14 protein-coding genes are annotated in these 17,922 nt (G+C 44.7%); 6 read left to right on the top strand and 8 right to left on the bottom strand.

The genetic code is table 11. The features are described from left to right. Positions 1 to 324: 324 nt before the first annotated feature. Positions 325 to 993 carry a glycosyl hydrolase 108 family protein gene (locus QUA34_RS02545; RefSeq protein WP_333084781.1) on the bottom strand — a complete coding sequence of 223 codons (669 nt, stop codon included), beginning with the start codon at positions 991 to 993 and terminating at the stop codon, positions 325 to 327. A 99-nt stretch (positions 994 to 1,092) separates the two neighbouring features. On the opposite strand from QUA34_RS02545, the gene QUA34_RS02540 reads away from it, so the two are divergent. From QUA34_RS02540 to QUA34_RS02520, 5 genes are all read left to right on the top strand, one after another. Further along, positions 1,093 to 3,273, top strand: a complete 2,181-nt coding sequence (locus QUA34_RS02540; protein ID WP_333383866.1) for a tetratricopeptide repeat protein — start codon at positions 1,093 to 1,095, stop codon at positions 3,271 to 3,273. Positions 3,274 to 3,318: 45 nt separating this feature from the next. Further along, positions 3,319 to 3,915 (top strand): tRNA isopentenyl-2-thiomethyl-A-37 hydroxylase MiaE, encoded by a 597-nt coding sequence (locus QUA34_RS02535; protein WP_333042132.1) that lies wholly within the window; start codon positions 3,319 to 3,321, stop codon positions 3,913 to 3,915. Positions 3,916 to 4,003: 88 nt separating this feature from the next. Next, the gene (locus QUA34_RS02530; protein ID WP_333327092.1) at positions 4,004 to 4,498 is read left to right on the top strand and encodes a GNAT family N-acetyltransferase; all 495 of its coding nucleotides are present in this window, start codon (positions 4,004 to 4,006) and stop codon (positions 4,496 to 4,498) included. A 22-nt stretch (positions 4,499 to 4,520) separates the two neighbouring features. Continuing rightward, positions 4,521 to 5,063: an MAPEG family protein gene (locus tag QUA34_RS02525; protein WP_333383863.1), complete on the top strand. Its 543-nt coding sequence runs from the start codon at positions 4,521 to 4,523 to the stop codon at positions 5,061 to 5,063. A 76-nt stretch (positions 5,064 to 5,139) separates the two neighbouring features. Then, positions 5,140 to 6,528: a cytochrome P450 gene (locus tag QUA34_RS02520; RefSeq protein WP_333383861.1), complete on the top strand. Its 1,389-nt coding sequence runs from the start codon at positions 5,140 to 5,142 to the stop codon at positions 6,526 to 6,528. 56 nt (positions 6,529 to 6,584) lie between these two features. On the opposite strand, the gene QUA34_RS02515 is transcribed toward QUA34_RS02520, so the two are convergent. From QUA34_RS02515 to QUA34_RS02500, 4 genes are all read right to left on the bottom strand, one after another. Further along, the gene (locus QUA34_RS02515; RefSeq protein WP_333383859.1) at positions 6,585 to 10,427 is read right to left on the bottom strand and encodes a PAS domain S-box protein; all 3,843 of its coding nucleotides are present in this window, start codon (positions 10,425 to 10,427) and stop codon (positions 6,585 to 6,587) included. Positions 10,428 to 10,791: 364 nt separating this feature from the next. Beyond that, entirely contained in the window at positions 10,792 to 10,941 is a 150-nt protein-coding gene (locus tag QUA34_RS02510; RefSeq protein ID WP_333327100.1) for a hypothetical protein, read from the bottom strand. Then, complete coding sequence (locus QUA34_RS02505) at positions 10,942 to 12,333, bottom strand: malic enzyme-like NAD(P)-binding protein (RefSeq protein WP_333327102.1); 1,392 nt, start codon at positions 12,331 to 12,333, stop codon at positions 10,942 to 10,944. A 712-nt stretch (positions 12,334 to 13,045) separates the two neighbouring features. Further along, entirely contained in the window at positions 13,046 to 13,441 is a 396-nt protein-coding gene (locus tag QUA34_RS02500) for a hypothetical protein (protein WP_333327104.1), read from the bottom strand. 351 nt (positions 13,442 to 13,792) lie between these two features. Here QUA34_RS02500 and argS point away from each other — a divergent pair, with 351 nt between their 5' ends. Continuing rightward, positions 13,793 to 15,550 (top strand): arginine--tRNA ligase, encoded by a 1,758-nt coding sequence (gene argS, locus QUA34_RS02495; RefSeq protein WP_333383855.1) that lies wholly within the window; start codon positions 13,793 to 13,795, stop codon positions 15,548 to 15,550. A 288-nt stretch (positions 15,551 to 15,838) separates the two neighbouring features. Here the strand turns inward: argS and QUA34_RS02490 are convergent, their stop codons facing one another. The 3 genes from QUA34_RS02490 to QUA34_RS02480 form a co-directional block, all read right to left on the bottom strand. Next, positions 15,839 to 16,681 (bottom strand): YheC/YheD family protein, encoded by an 843-nt coding sequence (locus QUA34_RS02490; protein ID WP_333383852.1) that lies wholly within the window; start codon positions 16,679 to 16,681, stop codon positions 15,839 to 15,841. An 84-nt stretch (positions 16,682 to 16,765) separates the two neighbouring features. Next, entirely contained in the window at positions 16,766 to 17,455 is a 690-nt protein-coding gene (locus QUA34_RS02485; protein WP_333383850.1) for an ImmA/IrrE family metallo-endopeptidase, read from the bottom strand. Between the two features lie 15 nt (positions 17,456 to 17,470). Then, a complete protein-coding gene (locus tag QUA34_RS02480; RefSeq protein ID WP_333159648.1) occupies positions 17,471 to 17,794 on the bottom strand; it encodes a helix-turn-helix transcriptional regulator in 324 nt (107 codons plus the stop codon). Between the last annotated feature and the right edge of the window lie 128 nt (positions 17,795 to 17,922).

Genomic DNA, 17,922 nt, shown 5'->3' with positions numbered 1-17,922 from the left:
AATGGTTGATGTGTTAAGTTGAATAGACTGATTTTTCTCAGAGAAAAGCTTAGAGATATAGCAATCATCGCATCATTTGTGAATTTCTTACGGACTCCCAGCGGGTTCGGGGAGGGTTGGGGTGGAGTAAAAAATTTACGACTCCTGCAAGGATTGCTATATAAAGGTTATTTAAGCCGACATGATAAGCTGTGGTGCATTGAGATGGGAATTATCGGGCGGGCGCTCCTGCCCACCCGACAATAGTTTAAAGAAACAAGATAGTAAAAATTAGATTCGCGCCTGCTTATTAACAGTTAACTGTTAGCCGTTAACTGTTAACTGTTAATTCTTAATCTTGTTCACATAGCCCCACAAACTGTAATCGCGACTCAGCCAACCCCGGAAAAAAGCCATCTGAGTCGGATCTTCTTGCACCCTTTTGTAGCGGTAAATAATTCGTTCATTAATCATTTGCAGCGCGGTATTTCTGTTATTTGCCCCTTTCAGCGCTTCCTTGGTGCGCGGGTCAAAAACTCCCGTTTGCGGCAATCCTAATGCTTGCTGAAGAAAGGTAATTGAGTTATTAATACCGAAATTAACGGCGGTGTCAAACATGACGATCGCCAAAGCCGGCTGCATCGTTCCCGATAGGCTCGAATCCCAGTAATATTTATAAATTTCTAGGAGCTCTGCTTCCGACATCTGCGTCACGTCAAGGGGCGGAAGCCCACGACTGTAGCGGTAGGCGTTGTATTCCGTTTGCAAGACGCCCCGATAAGTTCTGCCGCCCTTATCGGCAGGGTGATTGCTGAATCCGCCCTCAAAATATAGGGTGAAATAAAGAGCAGTTTGAAATAATTTCTGCCGAAAGCTGGCTGTCTGCTGCTGCTGTGCGAAAGTCTTTTGGGCAAAGGGTAAGGGGATTGCTAAGGTTAACAAGAGTATCCCCAGCAGAAGGTTTGGTTTCCACTTGATGTTATGTTGGCGCTGTGTCGCTTGCTTGTCGCTCATAAATTCTCTGTGACGATCGCCCGTAATTCCGCTAAAACTGCTACTCTGCAAAATAATATAGATTCAACCTTTAACTTGATAGCACAGATAGGCCGCAAAATGAATTCCGATTTTCGCAACCAATCCGAAACACCCCAATTTGAAGATGCTGCATCCCTGACAGTTGTTGCAGAAACCTATTACTCTCAAGGCAATTTAGCAGCAGCCGTCGCAGCTTGTCGCCGAGCTCTGGAATTGCAACCGGATTGGGCGGCGGCTTACGTGACAATGGGCAATGTGCAGCAAGCAAGTGGTCAAATTGAGGAAGCGATGCGGTTTTATTCTGAGGCGATCGCTCTGAATCCCGATTTTGCTGAGGCTTATGCTAATTTGGGCAGTATGCTCTACAAACAAGGGCATTTGGTGGAGGCGGTTGTCAATTACGAAAAGGCGATCGAACTTAAACCAAATTTGGCTGCTGCTTACTGGAATTTGGCAGGGGCACTGAAGCAGCAGGGGCAGCAGGATGCAGCGGTAGCATACGAGCAAAAAGCTCTCGAACTCAATCCCCACCTTGCTCAGGTTGATTTTCACTTAAATTTAGGAGATAAATTAGCGCAGCAAGGGAAGTTAGATGAGGCGGTGGCTGCATGGAAGCAGGCGATCGCATTCAAACCCGATTTAGCCGAAGCATACTGTCAAATTGGCCGAGTTTTGCGCCACCAGGGTCAATTTAAAGACGCAATACCCAACCTTCAAAAAGCTCTACAAATTAAACCGGATTTTATTGGGGCTCACCAACATTTGTGCGACATCCTCAGAGATACTAGCGATTTAGCTGCCGCGCGGCAAGCCGTGCACCACTACAGCCAAATGTGTGCCGAAACCGATCCAATTATGACCGCGATTTACTTCATCAGCACCTATCAAGTGTCGGGATTAAATCAAATTGCGCGCGATCGATTTTTAGAGCTAGAGTCGTACTTAGAGCAAAACTTAGAAACCGCTAGCCCGGTGGAAATTAAATCGCTTTATGCAAACTTGTTATTCAGCACGCCCTATTTGCGAGATGACTTGGCGGCCAACTCAAAACTTTACAGATTAATTGCCAAAAAGTATATCGACCAATGTATTAAACCTAATTTTTCTCAACCCGCAAATTACAGCTTCAAACCAACGGTTCCATCCAGCAAGTTAAAAATCGGCTTTTTGTCCAATCACTTTAGCCGCCATTCTGTAGGTTGGTGCAGCGCGGACATCATTCACGAATTGTCCGACATCACACCCAATGTGTATTTGTACGCTTCGGAAAAAATTATTCCTGACGCTCTCACTAAGCAATTTGAAACTTGGGGAAAACTCACTTTTCCGACCACCTACCCGAACGGACTTGCCAATTCCGCAGAAATTATCGACCAAATTCAGCAAGATGAATTGGACGTTTTAGTTGATTTAGATTCTCTCAGCGTACCAGTTCACGCTGACATTCTCTACCAAAAACCCGCACCAGTTTGTGTTTCTTGGCTGGGATTTGACGCCCCTTACATATCGCCGGAAAATTACTTTCTTACAGACTGGCACTCGCACCCTGCAGACAGGGAAAAATATTATGAGGAGCAGCTAATTAGGATGCCTGATTCCTTTGTCGCGGTGTCCGGTTTTCAGAGATATGGAGTCGATCCCGTTGCATTGAGAAGATCGCATCGGATCGGTTTGGATCAGATAGTTTACCTGTGCGTCGCTCCCGGCAGAAAATTCAATAGCGAGTTGGTAAAAGCACAAATTGCGATTCTCAAAGAAGTGCCGAATAGTATCTTAATTCACAAAGCTTTAGGCGATGCTGCCGTGTTTGAGGCTGCATATCACCAAGCTTGCGAATCTGAGAAAGTGAGCAAGCACCGAATTAAGTTTTTGCCGAGGTTTGCTACTGAGGAAGAACACAGAATTATCTATTTGCTGGCAGATGTTTTGTTAGATTCTTCTCCTTACAACGGAGGAACTCAAACTTTAGAGGCTTTGTGGTCTAATTTGCCGGTGGTGACTCGCACAGGAGAGCAATTTTTGTCGAGAATGGGTTATTCGTTTTTGCAGACTTTGGGAATTGAAACAGGCGTGGCTTTGTCTTGGTCGGAATATGTGGAAGTGGGTGTAAAATTGGGCAAAGATCGTGAATTGAGAAATGCAATTAAAGCACAGTTGGTGAAATCTAAAGATCCAACCAATTTGTCGCCGCTGTGGAATCCGAAAAAGTTTGCTGGTGATATGTATGCGGTGTTTGAAAAATTGTGTAAAATAGGATAAATGCTGGCTAGTGACTGCTGACTAATGACTAATAACTGATGACTAATGACTTCTACACTGCCAACTATTAAGTTTTTGAAACAGCCGACTTCGGAAGCTTGGGTGCAACAGGCGATCGCCCATTTGGATACAATCTTATTAGACCATTCTCACTGCGAGCGGAAAGCGGCGGGAGTAGCGTTAAATTTAATGTTTCGCTACCCAGCAAGGGAAAAATTGGTGAGGATGCTAACGGCGATCGCCCGCGAAGAATTAGAGCATTTCGAGCAAGTCAACCAGCGGTTAGAAAAGCGCAGCATCGCTTTGGGCCCTTTGGCCGCACCTCCCTACGGTGCAGGTTTGTCCGCCCAAATTCGCAAGCAGGAACCGGAGAGACTTTTGGATTCTTTGTTAGTTTCTGGTTTGATAGAAGCGCGCAGTCACGAACGGTTGGGGCTGCTGGGCGATCGCTGTCCCGACGCGGAATTAGCTAAGTTTTACCGCAGTTTGATGGCTTCGGAAGCGCGCCATTACGGGGTATATTGGATTTTGGCAACAACTTATTTCGATCGGGATATTGTGATGCAGAGGTTGGAGGAATTATCATTAGTAGAGAGCGAGTTGCTGGCAAGTCTTCATCCCGAACCGAGAATTCACAGTTAAAAGCTAGGTGCATTTAAAAACTGTAAAAAAAAATTAGTAAGTTTACAGTTGCTAAAGTCAACAAATAAATATTAAGTTGCAACCACCCATGAAAACCCAACATCTGGATTTTTTAATTCGTTCCTGGGAAACGCGCGATCGCGCTGAGGCGTTCTATTTAATTAGGGATGTTTTAGCAGAGTACGGTTTAAAATGCGAACCTCACGGGGCAGATCGAGATGTCTATGATGTAGAACTACATTATCATAATCAAGGCGGCGAATTTTGGGTAGTTGAACGGCAGGATAAAATAGTGGGTACAGCGGCTTACTATCCGATTGAGCGCGGAAATAATGCTGTGGAAATTCGCAAAATGTATATTTTGCCCGCAGCAAGGGGACAGGGTTTGGGGAAATTTTTACTGCAAGAATTGGAAAGTAAAATTATCGCTCGCGGCTTTGAGGAAATTTGGATAGAAACTGCTAGCATTCTCAAGGAAGCTGTTAAACTGTACGAAAATAGCGGATATCTACCGACAACGGGTGTGGAGACGCCAAGGTGCGATCGGGTTTACGTAAAATATCTAGGTATAAAAAATATATAATAAGGTTGGGTTTCTGTAAACAATGATTAATTTACTCAGTTTCAATCCACAACAGCAAAGAGTTGTTTGGCGAGGCATTTCTGCCTTAATCTTCTGCCTTAGTTTTGTACTGATTAGTTATTTTGTGATAGCGCTGCCCCTACCGCCCTTCAATACCGCAGAGTCGCGCCTAATCTTCGCCCTTCGCTGCCAAATCTTTCCGTTACTGATGTTATTTGCCGGCATAGTGGCAGTTGGTAATGGTAGATTTAGCAGCCCAGCCATCAACCCTTTAGCGAATGCCGAATCAGAAGCAATGCGGATTCATTTGCGTTATCTGAGCAACACTCTAGAGCAATTTGTGCTGTTTTTTGTAGGCAGTTTAATCCTTTCTACCTTTTTAGATACTTACAGCATCAAGCTGATTCCAATTTTGGCAATTTTGTTTGTTTTGGGAAGAATGGCGTTTTGGATAGGCTATCTCAAAGAGCCGATAGAACGAGCTTTTGGCCTGGGAGTTACTCTGTATCCTACTATTGCCGTACTATTTTATGATGCGTACCGCGTACTATTTTTCAATAGCTGAGGGATTTGAGATTTTTTTGAAATAAGACTTATGCTTTGATTAGTCCTGTGAAACCATAAAATTAGGATAAAAACAAATGACTATCCTCACCAACAACTCTCCATCTCAAAATCATGCTACAAACAAAGTTTTAGACGGCCCTAAAGATAATAGATTTGTTCAGACAGTGCGGGGGATTTTAAATCCTCTGTATTATTTAGAACGAAACTATAAAAGCTACGGTGACATTTTTACCAGCAAATTCAGCAATTTTCCGCCCCAGGTAATTATTAGCAATCCTCAAGCTATTCAAGAAATTTTTACAGCGGATTCCAAACTTTTTGAATCCGGTACGGGAAACCAGATAGCGCTACCTTTAGTAGGCTCGAATTCGTTATTGTTGTTAGATGGCGATCGACATTTGCAGCAGCGCAAACTTTTAATGCCACCTTTTCACGGTGAACGCATGAAAGCTTACGGACAAATCATCTGCAATACCACCGAAAAAGTAATTAATAATTGGACTCCGGGTAACTCGGTTATCGCGCAATCAACTATGCAGGAGATTTCCTTGGAAGTGATTTTGCACGCGGTGTTTGGGCTGAGCGAAGGAGAACGCTACCAGCAAATCCAGCAACTTCTTGTTAAGATGTTAAATTTTTTTAGCAATCCTTTGAGTGCGACATTTTTGTTTGTGAAGTCGTTGCAACAAGATTTAGGTGCTTGGAGTCCTTGGGGAGGATTTGTGCGACAAAGACAGCGTTTAGATGAACTGCTTTATCAAGAAATTCGCGAACGCAAAACTCAGTCTGAACCATTAGGCGAAGACATCCTGAGCTTGTTAATTTCAGCTCGTGACGAAGCGGGACAGCCGATGAGCGACGTTGAATTGCGGGATGAATTAATGACAATGTTATTCGTGGGACACGAAACTACAGCCACAGCTTTAGCCTGGGCTTTGTATTGGATTCACTACCTCCCAGAAGTTCGTGAAAAACTGCTGCAAGAACTCAATTCTATTGATTTGAAAAATTCCGATCCGGCGGAAATAACTAAACTCCCGTATTTGAATGCTGTCTGTTGCGAAACGCTGCGGATTTATCCGATCGTATTTTTTGCATTTCCGCGCATTCTGCAAGCTCCGATGCAGTTAATGGGTTATAATCTTCCCAAAGGAATGATAGTTTCTTCCTGTATTTATTTGGTTCATCACCGTCCTGATATTTACCCGGAACCAAATTGTTTTAAACCAGAACGTTTTCTCGAACGTCAATTTTCGCCTTACGAATATTTGCCGTTTGGAGGAGGAAACCGCCGCTGTATTGGGGCGGCATTTGCCATGTTTGAAATGAAGTTAGTATTGGCGAAAGTGCTGTCACGATACTCTTTAGAACTTGCAGAAAATAGTCCCGTGGTGCCAGTACGTCGCGGTTTGACAATGGCACCCGCTGGTGGTGTGCATCTGACGGTAAAGGATCGGATTTGAATCATATCAAATCCGATCGCTCGATCGGATTTGATATGATACCGATACAACGGGTTTTAATTTAATTTTTGCTGCAGAGGAATCTCGATCGCAAATTCGGAACCTTCTCCCAATACAGAATTGCAAGAAAGCTTGCCGCCGTGTTTTTCTACTATAATAGAGTGCGAAATCGCCAATCCTAATCCAGTACCTTTGCCAATGGGTTTAGTAGTAAAAAACGGGTCAAACAAGCGCTTTTGCACATCTTCGCTCATGCCGGGGCCACTGTCAGCTATCCATATGGCAACGCTGTTATTTTCGGTTACTTGGGTGCGAATCGTAATTGCGAGATTTTTGGCGGTGCGATTGGATTCCTTCATCTCCATTTCCAATGCGTCTAGCGCATTGCTCAATAAATTCATAAATACTTGATTTAACTGACCGGGATAACATTCAACTAAAGGCAAATTACCGTATTCTTTAATCACATTAATTGTCTGGTGATCGGCTTTATGTTTCAGGCGGTTTTGCAAAATTAGCAGCGTGCTTTCAATACCTTCGTGAATGTCAACTTGTTTTTTTTCGGCTTCGTCAAGTCTTGAAAAAGTTCGCAGGCTCAAAACTATGTCGCGGATGCGATCGGCTCCGACTTTCATAGATGCTAAAATTTTTGGTAAATCTTCAATAAGATAATCAATTTCAAAGTCATCCCTTGCATCTACAATTCTTGCGCTAGGCTGCGGGTATTCCTTCTGGTAAAGTTGCAGCATTTTTAGCAAGTTTTGAGTGTATTCGCTGGTGTAGCTGAGATTGCCGTAGATAAAATTAACTGGGTTGTTAATTTCGTGGGCGACACCTGCTACTAACTGTCCCAAACTTGACATTTTTTCACTTTGAATTAATTGAGTTTGGGTACGTTTTAGTTCGCGCAAAGTTTCTTCTAGCTGTTGAGTTTGAGCTTGAGCTAGTCGGGCCGCTTTGCGGGTTTGGGTGTACAGTTCAGCGTGGTCGATCGCGATCGCAATTTGAGCGACCACCGCTTGCATCAGTTCGACTTCCGAGTCGCTCCAATTTCGCATGGACACAGCCTCATAGCAGGTAATTGCCCCCATATCGCCTGAAGCAGTTTGAACTGGCAGCGACAGCACTGAGTTAATTTTTAAGGCCTGGAAATTTTCGCGCACTTCTAAATCTTCAAAAGTGCTGACATCATCAATTCGCAGGATGTGTCGCTGCAAAATCTGTGGCAGGGCGACACTAGATTGATCCTCTACAGAATAAGTACCGAGCAAACTCGGCAAAGCTTCATTCTTCGCTTCGCAAACTATTTCCCAAACCGGAGGATTGCGGTTTGGGCGATACCAAGTGAACAGGCACCAATCTATGTGCATCAAATTGCGAATTTTTTGAACTGCGGTTTCTAAAATTGTGTCTAAATCTAAAGATGTGCGAATCTGGTTGGCAATTTGATTGAGCAGTTGTTGTCGTCTTGCTTGCTGTCTGAGGGCTTGTTCCGATCGCACTAATGTTTCTTCTGCAAGTTTGCGATCTGTTAAATCTTGGATCACTCCTTGGATAATTTTTTCATTTCCCACCTCGATGACTGTCAGCACGACTTCTGCGGGAAAATCAGTACCGTCTAAGCGCTGATGAACCCAATCAAAACGGTGCTTTCCCCGCTCAAAAGCGATCGCTATCATGTCGTCAGCCATGCTCAAAGAATCTTTGCCGTTGGGTTGGAAAGGAGGCGAGAGTGTGCCATGGTTTTGGCAGTACAACTGTTGCGGGGTAGTACAGCCGAATAGTTTTAGTGTGGCTGTGTTAGCATCGGTGATGGCATTGTCACATAGCATAAAAACAGGCAAACTGGTTAATTCGTAGAGCGATCGAAATTTGGCTTCCGACTGCTGCAATGCGGCTTCTGTTTGCTTGCGATCGGTAATATCAGCAACCATTGCCAAAGCGCCCACATAGCGTCCCTGTTTGTCGGCCAAGGAATTAGTAGAAACCATCGCCCACAAGTCCCTGCCGTCTCGGCGACGGAACTTAAAATCGAGCTGTTCGCGAATTCCTTCACGGCGGCGGTCGAGACTGATTTGTGCGATCGCCATGCCTTCTGCATCCATGAAAGCAAATAGCGACTCCCCGATCATTTCCTCTGGGCTGCAGCAGAGCAGATCGGCCATTTTTTGGTTGACAAAAGTAGTTTTACCCTCCGCATCTATGATCCAAATTCCTTCGTCCGCTGTCTCGACAATGCACCTGTATTTTTCCTCGCTTTCTCTGAGCGCTTCTTCTGCTAATTGGCGAGCCGTAATGTTTTGAGTCATTAGCAATCCGCCGATAATTTCTTGCCGTTCGTTTCTGACTGGCAAAGCATAACCGAGGTAAACGCGATCGCTGTAAAAAAATTCTGTAACAACTGTTTCTCCTGCCAGTGCTGCCCGATAAGTTGGCTCGATATCAGTACAAACATCTGGCTCGAATACTTCCCAGATAGTCTTGCCTTCCATCAATTCTTTGGCAAGCCCCACTGCTGCTAATTCTGTACCTTCTACCAGCGTGTAGCGCAGTTCTGGATCGAACAACATCACCGCACCGTTAGGAAAGTTGCTTGCCATAGTGCGGTAAAGCTGTTCGCTTTTTTGCAGCGCAGCTTCTGCTTGTTTGCGATCGCTAATGTCAACTACAACTGCACCGATGCCGATCGCCTCACCATCTTTGTCTAGCAAGGGAAAATAAGAGCCTGTCAGGTGTCGGACAAACCCCGGCTTTCTTGGATTGTCACCACTGATCTCGATATTAATTAGGGGTTGTTTCGTCCTCAAAATTTCTGCGTACAAAGGCTCTATTATTGGAGCCATATTCGGCAATATTTCGCGTACAGTCTTGCCAATGTGTTCTGCTGGACTCAGGCAATTTATTTCTGCTAGAAATTGATTAATTTGCACATACCGCAGTTGGGAGTCCAAAATGCAAAGTCCCGCCGGCGCCTCCTTCAAAAAGGCATCAAATAGTGCTTGTCTCTGTGCTAATTCTTGTTCTAAAGCTTTGCAAACGCTCAGATCTGTTAAAGATCCCATCATCCCCACAACTTCTCCCCTTTTGTCTTTCAATAGCGACAGCATCAGGTTCGAGGAAAATTTTTCTCCTGATTTACGGCGTGTTATAACTTCAATTTCATGCTCGCCTTTTTCTTGTAGCGGCTTGATGACTTGCTCTAACAAAAATTCTTGCTGTTCGGGCGGGTAAATTAGAGAAATGTGCTGTCCGATAGCCTCAGTTGCTTGATAGCCGTATAACTTTTGGCAGGCTTGATTCCAAATGGTGATCGAGCCGTCCATATCGGTAGAAACTACCGCCTCATGAATTTGGTCAATGATTTGACTTTGGAGACGTAATTTTTCTTGAGTTTGCTCCAGTTCGGAGATTTTTTCTGCGAGTAGTTTCTGAGTTTTTTCTAGTTCGGCAGTCTGCTTTGTCAGCAATTTTTCTAGATGTGAATTGCTGTGTGGCGATGCTGATTCCAGCGGATCGCTATTTTGATCCCGATTATTAAAGATTTCTTCAACACTTAGCCAAATCGCGGACAGTCCCTCTGTTTCAATTGCCCGCTCGGAAACTCGCACGGGTACGAGATGCTGGTTTTTATGTTTGTATGCTGCTTCGCACAGGTGCGTGTGGCTATTTTTTGCTTGACATTCTAGATATTTTTCTGGGCGCGCGCACTGTGTTTGCTGAATTTCCCAGTAGTTGAGGTGGAGAGTTTCTGCAACTGTGCGGCCGATAATACTTGCAAAAGCTGGATTTACGTCGAGAAAAGTCCCGTCCGTCCGGCACAATGCCAGCCCTATCGGGCACAGTTCTAACAATTGGCAACGGGAGCGATTGCGCTTGGCTTTTCCTAACTGGCTTTGCATCTGACCTAGCTGGACTTGGTTTATTTAATTATATCTTTATTATCTTGTTTATTGCTGTGAGTTTTATCCTTAATTAAAAAAGAGGGAAAAAGGAAGTTCGCCAACGATCCCTCTACGGGATTTAACAAATGTAACGGATGGATGCTGAGGTTGGAGGGAAGAAGGAAGAGGTTGGAGGTTGGAGGTTCGAGGGCAGTTTGGCAACGATCACGCGATCGGGATTTAACGGATGGATGTTGAGGAAAAAGACAGGATGGGAAAACAAAAATGAGTAATAATCAACGGGAAGGAGGAAAGAGGGAATGAGAAGAAACCAGAAAAATCACAAAAGAAGAAGTATAAAACTGGTACAAAAACCATTAATTTATACATGGTATCTTCCCTCCAACCTTCTTCCTTCTTCCCTCCAACCTTCTCCCTTCTTCCTTCTTCCGACGGACATCGGACGGACATCCGTTACATCCGTTACATCCGTTACATCCGTCGAGCGAATCCGTTGCCGAACTTCCGTCAATTAATCGCGGGCAATACCTTCGGATCGGGCGGCCAACTGCACTGCACCGGCGACAGCAATGGCAACTCTTTCATCAAAAACCGACGGTATAATGTGCTCTTTGTCAAGCTGAGAAGGACTGACTAAAGAGGCGATCGCATAAGCTGCTTCCAAGTACATAGTGGGCGTAATCGTGGCAGCTTTGCAGTCCAAAGCGCCTCGAAATATCCCCGGAAATGCCAAAACATTGTTAATTTGATTCGGGTAATCGCTGCGTCCGGTTGCTATGATCGCCGCATCTTCCATAATTAATTCTGGCTGAATTTCGGGAATGGGATTTGCCATTGCAAAAACAATGGGATTTTCGGCCATCGAACGCACCATCGATCGGGTGACTACGCCGGGGGCGCTGACTCCTAAAAATACATCGGCACCGGCGATCGCATCTTCCAAAGTACCGCTCGAAGCCACGGCAAATTCTAGTTTTTCTGGGTTCATATCCGTGCGGTCTTGGGAGAGGACGCCTTTGGAGTCGCACATGATGATATTTTGGGCACCTGCTTTACGCAGCAAGCGGGCGATCGCGACTCCGGCCGCACCGGCTCCGTTAATCACGATACACACTTCTGCGATGGTTTTTTTGACGATTTTCAAGGCATTAATTAATGCTGCCAAACTGACAATTGCAGTGCCGTGCTGGTCATCATGAAAAATCGGAATATCTAAAGTTTCCCGCAATCTTGCTTCGATTTCAAAGCAGCGGGGAGAAGAAATATCTTCGAGGTTAACGCCACCAAAAACCGGGGCGATATTCTGCACTGTGCGAATAATTTCGTCGGTATCTTGGGTGTTCAAACAGATAGGAAAGGCGTCAATCCCAGCAAATTCTTTAAATAGCATGGCTTTGCCTTCCATGACTGGCAGTGCGGCGGCAGGGCCGAGGTTTCCCAGTCCCAAAACTGCGCTACCGTCGGTAACAATGGCAACAGTATTTTGTTTGATTGTGAGGTTATAAACTTGTTGCGGGTCATTGGCGATCGCAGTGCAGATGCGGCCGACTCCAGGGGTGTATGCCATTGCCAAATCTGACTGGCGTTTGAGGGAAATTTTGCTAACTACGCTGATTTTTCCGCCGCGGTGCAAGTTGAAAGTGCGATCGTACACATCGATCACTTTGATATCCGGCAGCGCTTTCACTGCTTGCAATATTTCTTCGTTGTGTTCGAGGCTGTAAGCATCGACGGTGATATCGCGAATTGTAGTGGCGCGGGTTTGCTCGATCAAGTCGATTTGGCCGAAGTTGCCGCCGACAGATGCGATCGCGCTGGTGACGCTTGCCAGCATTCCCGGCCGGTTCGGCAGAGCAACCCGAATTGTTAAACTAAAGCTGGGGTTCGGTGTCAGTTTTACCATGATGCCTTGATTTCAGATTTGAGAATTTCAATCTTAGATTTTATCCCCAATGTTAGGCATAAAATTTAATAATTCAAATTTTCAACTGAAATTTTTAACAAATTCTATGAGCTTGTGGTACGATCGCTCTGCACTGCCAGGGGTGTCGCTGGAAAACTAATCTTTTTTTGAGTAAATCTGTGCTTTGTTTCTAGCTGGTGACTCTCCCACAAACAGCCTATTTTCTGTCAATTTTCCAGCGAACCGCGAATATGAAGCGCGGGGGTAAAAACCGGGTTTCTGAGGTCAAAGTGCGGAACTCTTATCTATTTTTGAGAATATTTCTGCTTATCCTGAACATCAGCAGATATTTCCCAAAAATCTATTTTCTAGCGATACCGCCTAATTCCTGCTGCTGTCTTTTGAAGTGAGACACCCAGGATAGTTGATGCGGCTTTTTGGTGGCCTTTATTGGGAATGTAAAAAGTAGATGCACGGCTGTTTTAGCCGGCAGGTAAAAATCTGAGCGACTGACAAGCGGGTCTTTGATATATATTTTGTCTGGTTTAACACTTGCCAAAGATTGCGAGTGCAACCTTGCAAACGCTCTAAATTACCTGCACGCTGTGCCCGATAATTCCAGGGACTGTAACTAACAGACAATCTACCCCGCGCCACCACGGGCACAGCTTGGGCCGAACCGTGTTGAGTTGCTGGTTGCTAAGTGTCAATTTTACCGATCGGCCGCAGCATCGGCCCATATAATTGTAAAGAATTTGCAAGCCAGACAATCTGGGGGAACTTTTTCTAAGTCTTGCATATCTACTGGTTGCTCTGCTTCGCTGCCGGGGGGAACTATGCACAGGGCAACTTGTCCGACTCCAGCCATGAGTTCGGCAACTCGCTCCAAAATACTGTCCATTTTTTCCATTAGTTGCTCTGCTGCATCGAGACTCGGCGCGATGATGAAAAAGGTTTTGACTCCATCGGGACAAGGGGCAAAGCCAAGCGTACACTCTCGTAATAGTGCTTGGGTGGAGAGACTGAAACCGTCGTAGAAGCGAGCGATTACTGCTTGATAAAAGGCTTGGGTCAGAGAGCGATCGCCAAAAATAGGTTGAGATAACATAACTACTTCCTTTCGTAGGATTTTTGGGAGCATTGAAAAAATTTTAACATACCTTAATGTAAGCGATTTAACAAAATTATCTAGCGATCGAGATCATTGGCTAGATGTGATAATTTTTAATTTGTGTAGCGATCGCAACTGTGATAAAATGTACTGTGTGTTAGCGCTGCAAGTGATTTTGATCCGCTCAGCAGCTCAAAGCTAAGTACAAAATTTCTTAGTAGGTGGGGAGAGGGCCAGAGGGCCAGAGGGAGAGCGTCGGATGGGGAAATTACCTAAGTAGTAAGAGTATTATTGGCAAAAAGTGCTTAATCTAGAGTTTAAAATAAACATCCAATCAAAATATTAAACATGAACTCGATCGCCCAACAGTTAAAAGCAAAATTTGAAAAAGCATTCACCGCGGCATTCGGCGAAAGTTATGCAGGTGCAGATCCAATGCTAGCCGCCGCCAGCAATCCCAACTTTGGGGACTTTCAGTGCAACGCGGCGATGAGTTTGGGGAAAAAGTTAGGAAAGCCCCCACGGGCGATCGCCTCGACAATCATCGAAAACCTAGATATTACCGACATCTGCGAAACCCCAGAAATCGCCGGGCCCGGTTTTATCAATTTGAAGCTGAAACCGGCTTATTTGGAAGCGCAAATTAGTGCGATCGCCGGCGACTCGCGTTTGGGGATTGAACCCGCGAAAACGCCTCAGACAATTGCGATCGACTTTTCGAGTCCGAATATAGCCAAAGAAATGCACGTCGGACACTTGCGATCGACAATCATCGGAGATGCGATCGCCCGCATCCTCGAATTTCAAGGCCACGACGTACTCAGAATCAACCACATCGGCGACTGGGGCACCCAATTCGGGATGCTGATCGCATACTTGCGCGAAGTTCACCCCGAAGCCCTCACAACCGCTGACGCCCTAGATTTAGGCGATTTAGTCGCATTTTACCGCCAAGCAAAACAGCGCTTTGACGCAGACGAAACCTTCAAAGAAACCGCCCGCCAAGAAGTAGTAAAACTGCAAGCAGGCGCCGAAGACACCCGCCGCGCTTGGAAATTGCTGTGCGATCAATCCCGCCGCGAATTTCAAGTAATATACGACTTGCTCGATATCAAATTAACCGAACGCGGCGAATCGTTTTACAATCCATTATTGCCCGCAGTAGTCGAAGATTTAACCAATCTAGGTTTGCTAGTAGAAAGTGACGGCGCGAAATGCGTTTTTGTAGACGGTTTCACCAATAAAGAAGGAGAACCTCTCCCGCTAATTGTCCAAAAAACCGACGGCGGCTACAACTACGCCACCACCGATTTAGCAGCAGTGCGCTACCGCATCCAAAAAGACAATGCAAAGCGCATAATTTATGTCACGGATTCAGGACAAGCTAACCATTTTGCCCAAGTATTTGCAGTAGCGAGAAAAGCCGGTTGGATTCCCGAAGATGTCGAAATTGTCCATATTCCCTTCGGTTTGGTATTGGGAGAAGACGGCAAAAAACTCAAAACTCGTTCTGGGGAAACGGTGCGGTTGCAGGATTTGTTAGATGAGGCGATCGTCCGCACGCGCCAAGTTTTAGAAGGGATATTAAAAGCAGAAGAAAGACAAGAAACTGAGGAATTTATTGCTAACGTATCTCGAACAGTTGGTTTGAGTGCCGTTAAGTATGCCGACTTAAGTCAAAACCGCGCCAGCAACTATGTATTTAGTTACGACAAAATGCTCGCCTTGCAAGGAAATACTGCTCTATATATGCTGTATGCTTACGCGCGCGTGCAGGGAATTCGCCGCAAAGGTGAGATTAATTTCGAGAATTTAGATGCTGGTGCGAAAGTAATCTTGCAGTCTGATGCAGAGTTGGTTTTAGCCAAACATTTATTGCAGTTTAGTGAAGTGATAAATGCGGTTGAGGGCGATTTATTGCCGAATCGAATTTGTCAGTATTTGTTTGAATTGAGTCAAAAGTACAATCAATTTTTTGAGCAATGTCCGGTTTTGAAAGCTGAGGAACCGTTGCGGACTTCGCGGTTGATTTTGTGCGATTTGACGGCGAGGACTTTGAAGTTGGGTTTGGAGTTATTGGGGATTCAGGTTTTAGAAAGAATGTGATATAAAGTTTGTAGCTGTAGGGTGCGTGAGAGCAATAAATATTTGAATCTAGATGATGAGACTGTTTGCAATCACCCACCGCCCCAAGTCTTGAACAATACCGATGCAACCGGAAATAAGATAATTTTAACCGCTGATAAACGCTGATAAACGCTAATGAAAGAGGAGGGGATAGGGCGAGAATTTATGCCCAAGTTTCCTCTACTTTTAACATTTCTGATGTCATTGCTTTTACTTTTTTTGAGATTGGGATTTAGTTAATTGTAGCGTATCTCTAAAATCGAGCATTTACGGCTTTTTGTTAAGAATCAAGCTATCCAGAATACCTTTAAACATTGTTACCACAATTTGGCGATCGTTATCTCTGACAAAAATATCGTAATTGGGACTTGAGTTAATTTCAATTAACCAATATGCTCCTTTTGTATCTAGCGCGATGTCAAACCCAGCATAATTAATCGCCATTTCGGCAAAAACAGGTTTAACAAAATCTTCAATCTCAGACATGAGAGTGGGGTTAATTATATGTTTTGCTTTTGCACCTTCCCAGTGCAGCGGGCTTAAATTCCCCGCAAATTTAGCCTGAGATTTGTCTTTCTCGTACAGTAAAACTAGCTTTTCTTTGCAGAATACAGCCCGATATTCGCGGGCAATTCCGATGTATTCTTGAGCTAGCGCCACATAGTCATAATCTTTACTGTTGATGTTAAATATAATTTCTAGGGCTTCTTTAATTTGCTCTATAGTTTTACACAAAAAAACATTGTTGCCACCAGCACCGCGATTTCTTTTGAGAATCACCGGAAAAGAATAATTTTTGTTTACTTCTAAAACTATTGATTCAATATCTGGGAAACTCAAATACTTTTTATACTTCTCCTCGCAGTAAGGCGAGACAAAACCGAGAGTTCTGGGAGTATTTATTTGGCCGTTTAATAGTTGATAAGTATATTCTTTGTCTTTAAAAATCTCTGCTACTGATGCGCTGTTAAATGGCGTCATGTAATTGACAAAATAATATTCTTCGCCGCCCTCTTTGAGTCTAATCAAGTTTTGGGAAGGATGCAGGATTTCGTAAGGGATATTTAATTCCTCGCAAGCTGCCAGCAGGATTTCAATATTGGTTAGCATAAAATTTAACTTAATTAGAAATTAATTTTAAAGATTTGAGATTCGAGAAGTCGCAATCCTCAAATCTCAAATTCGAGTTCCCTCTTATCCAAACAACCGCTGCTGCCCGTTTGCGGCATCTTTCCCGGCATAAATCTCGCGCGTTCCCTTGGGAATATATATCCAATCGAATTCTTGCAAGCGGTTTGTCAAATTGGAAATGCTCACTCCCAACTCATCTCTCATTTTGTATAAATGCGACCACTTTGTTAAATCGCGTCCCTGTCTTTTTTCTTCCAAAATACACCGAGGCATCAACAAACAGCTTGCAAAATATTGCGCTTGCCATTCGATCGACAAAACCTTATTATCAGCACTCGCACCCCGACAAACAAACGGTTCCTCGACATCCTGGGCTGCTTTTCCTTCATTGCCCAAGTTTAATTCCAACTGTTCCACAGTGCCGTCTGCTTCGTCTTGATTGACGTGTAGCACCCAGTGGCCGATTTCGTGGGCGATCGTCGATTCGATGAAACCCGGCGGTTTTTCGAGAATCTGTTCGTTGATTTCGATTAACCGCTGCTGCGGCAAAATCCTCGCCGCGATCGCACCTTCTTCATCCGGGTCAATGCACTCCCAAACTACGCCCAAATCCAGAAAATCAGCAACCGTTGTCGCATCAAAAGGCCATCTCGGAGCAAAATTTTGCGTTTTCTGCATCTGCATCAAGATGTCATTTGCCAAACGCTCGATCGTTTCTTTGGGGTAGAAGCAATACGGCTTAAAAATACTCACTATGAGGGGCCTCTCTTACGCTTCAAAAGATTGTTTGAGCCAATCTGGATTTTCTTGCATCCGGCGGAAAAGAGCCTGCATTTCCTTCGGATTCTGCTTCAGCAGCGCTTCGTACTGCTGCGGCAGTCTCCCCGCCAGGAAAATCAATTCCTCTTCGTTTATGTCGAGATTCCGCGCTAGCGATCGGATTACCTCCTCTTTTGGCGCATAATCCGCTCGATCGTTCTCCAACTTCGACAAATAAGTAAAGTCCACACTTAGCATAGCTGCAAGCTCACGTTGTGAGTAAGCTTTGTCCTTGCGAGCTTGACGGATCAGTCTTCCAAATGTTTGTTCCACGGTTTTTTGCCTCCTGACAAGCATTCTAGCCTGTTTTGATGAAAAGTTCAACAAACTACTTGACGGGAAAATCAACCCGCGCTACCATGAGATCAGTTGACGGTTTAATCAACCCGCAGAGCATGACT

Source organism: Microcoleus sp. POL10_C6, assembly GCF_036701585.1.
GTDB lineage: Bacteria > Cyanobacteriota > Cyanobacteriia > Cyanobacteriales > Microcoleaceae > Microcoleus.
This window is presented reverse-complemented; position numbering and strand designations above follow the sequence as displayed.

Bases quoted from the DNA above. Each gene is read 5' to 3' on its own strand.
- QUA34_RS02545 (WP_333084781.1), bottom strand. From the start codon at position 993: ATGAGCGACAAGCAAGCGACACAGCGCCAACATAACATCAAGTGGAAA.
- QUA34_RS02540 (WP_333383866.1), top strand. From the start codon at position 1,093: ATGAATTCCGATTTTCGCAACCAATCCGAAACACCCCAATTTGAAGAT.
- QUA34_RS02535 (WP_333042132.1), top strand. From the start codon at position 3,319: ATGACTTCTACACTGCCAACTATTAAGTTTTTGAAACAGCCGACTTCG.
- QUA34_RS02530 (WP_333327092.1), top strand. From the start codon at position 4,004: ATGAAAACCCAACATCTGGATTTTTTAATTCGTTCCTGGGAAACGCGC.
- QUA34_RS02525 (WP_333383863.1), top strand. From the start codon at position 4,521: ATGATTAATTTACTCAGTTTCAATCCACAACAGCAAAGAGTTGTTTGG.
- QUA34_RS02520 (WP_333383861.1), top strand. From the start codon at position 5,140: ATGACTATCCTCACCAACAACTCTCCATCTCAAAATCATGCTACAAAC.
- QUA34_RS02515 (WP_333383859.1), bottom strand. From the start codon at position 10,427: ATGCAAAGCCAGTTAGGAAAAGCCAAGCGCAATCGCTCCCGTTGCCAA.
- QUA34_RS02505 (WP_333327102.1), bottom strand. From the start codon at position 12,333: ATGGTAAAACTGACACCGAACCCCAGCTTTAGTTTAACAATTCGGGTT.
- QUA34_RS02500 (WP_333327104.1), bottom strand. From the start codon at position 13,441: ATGTTATCTCAACCTATTTTTGGCGATCGCTCTCTGACCCAAGCCTTT.
- argS (WP_333383855.1), top strand. From the start codon at position 13,793: ATGAACTCGATCGCCCAACAGTTAAAAGCAAAATTTGAAAAAGCATTC.
- QUA34_RS02490 (WP_333383852.1), bottom strand. From the start codon at position 16,681: ATGCTAACCAATATTGAAATCCTGCTGGCAGCTTGCGAGGAATTAAAT.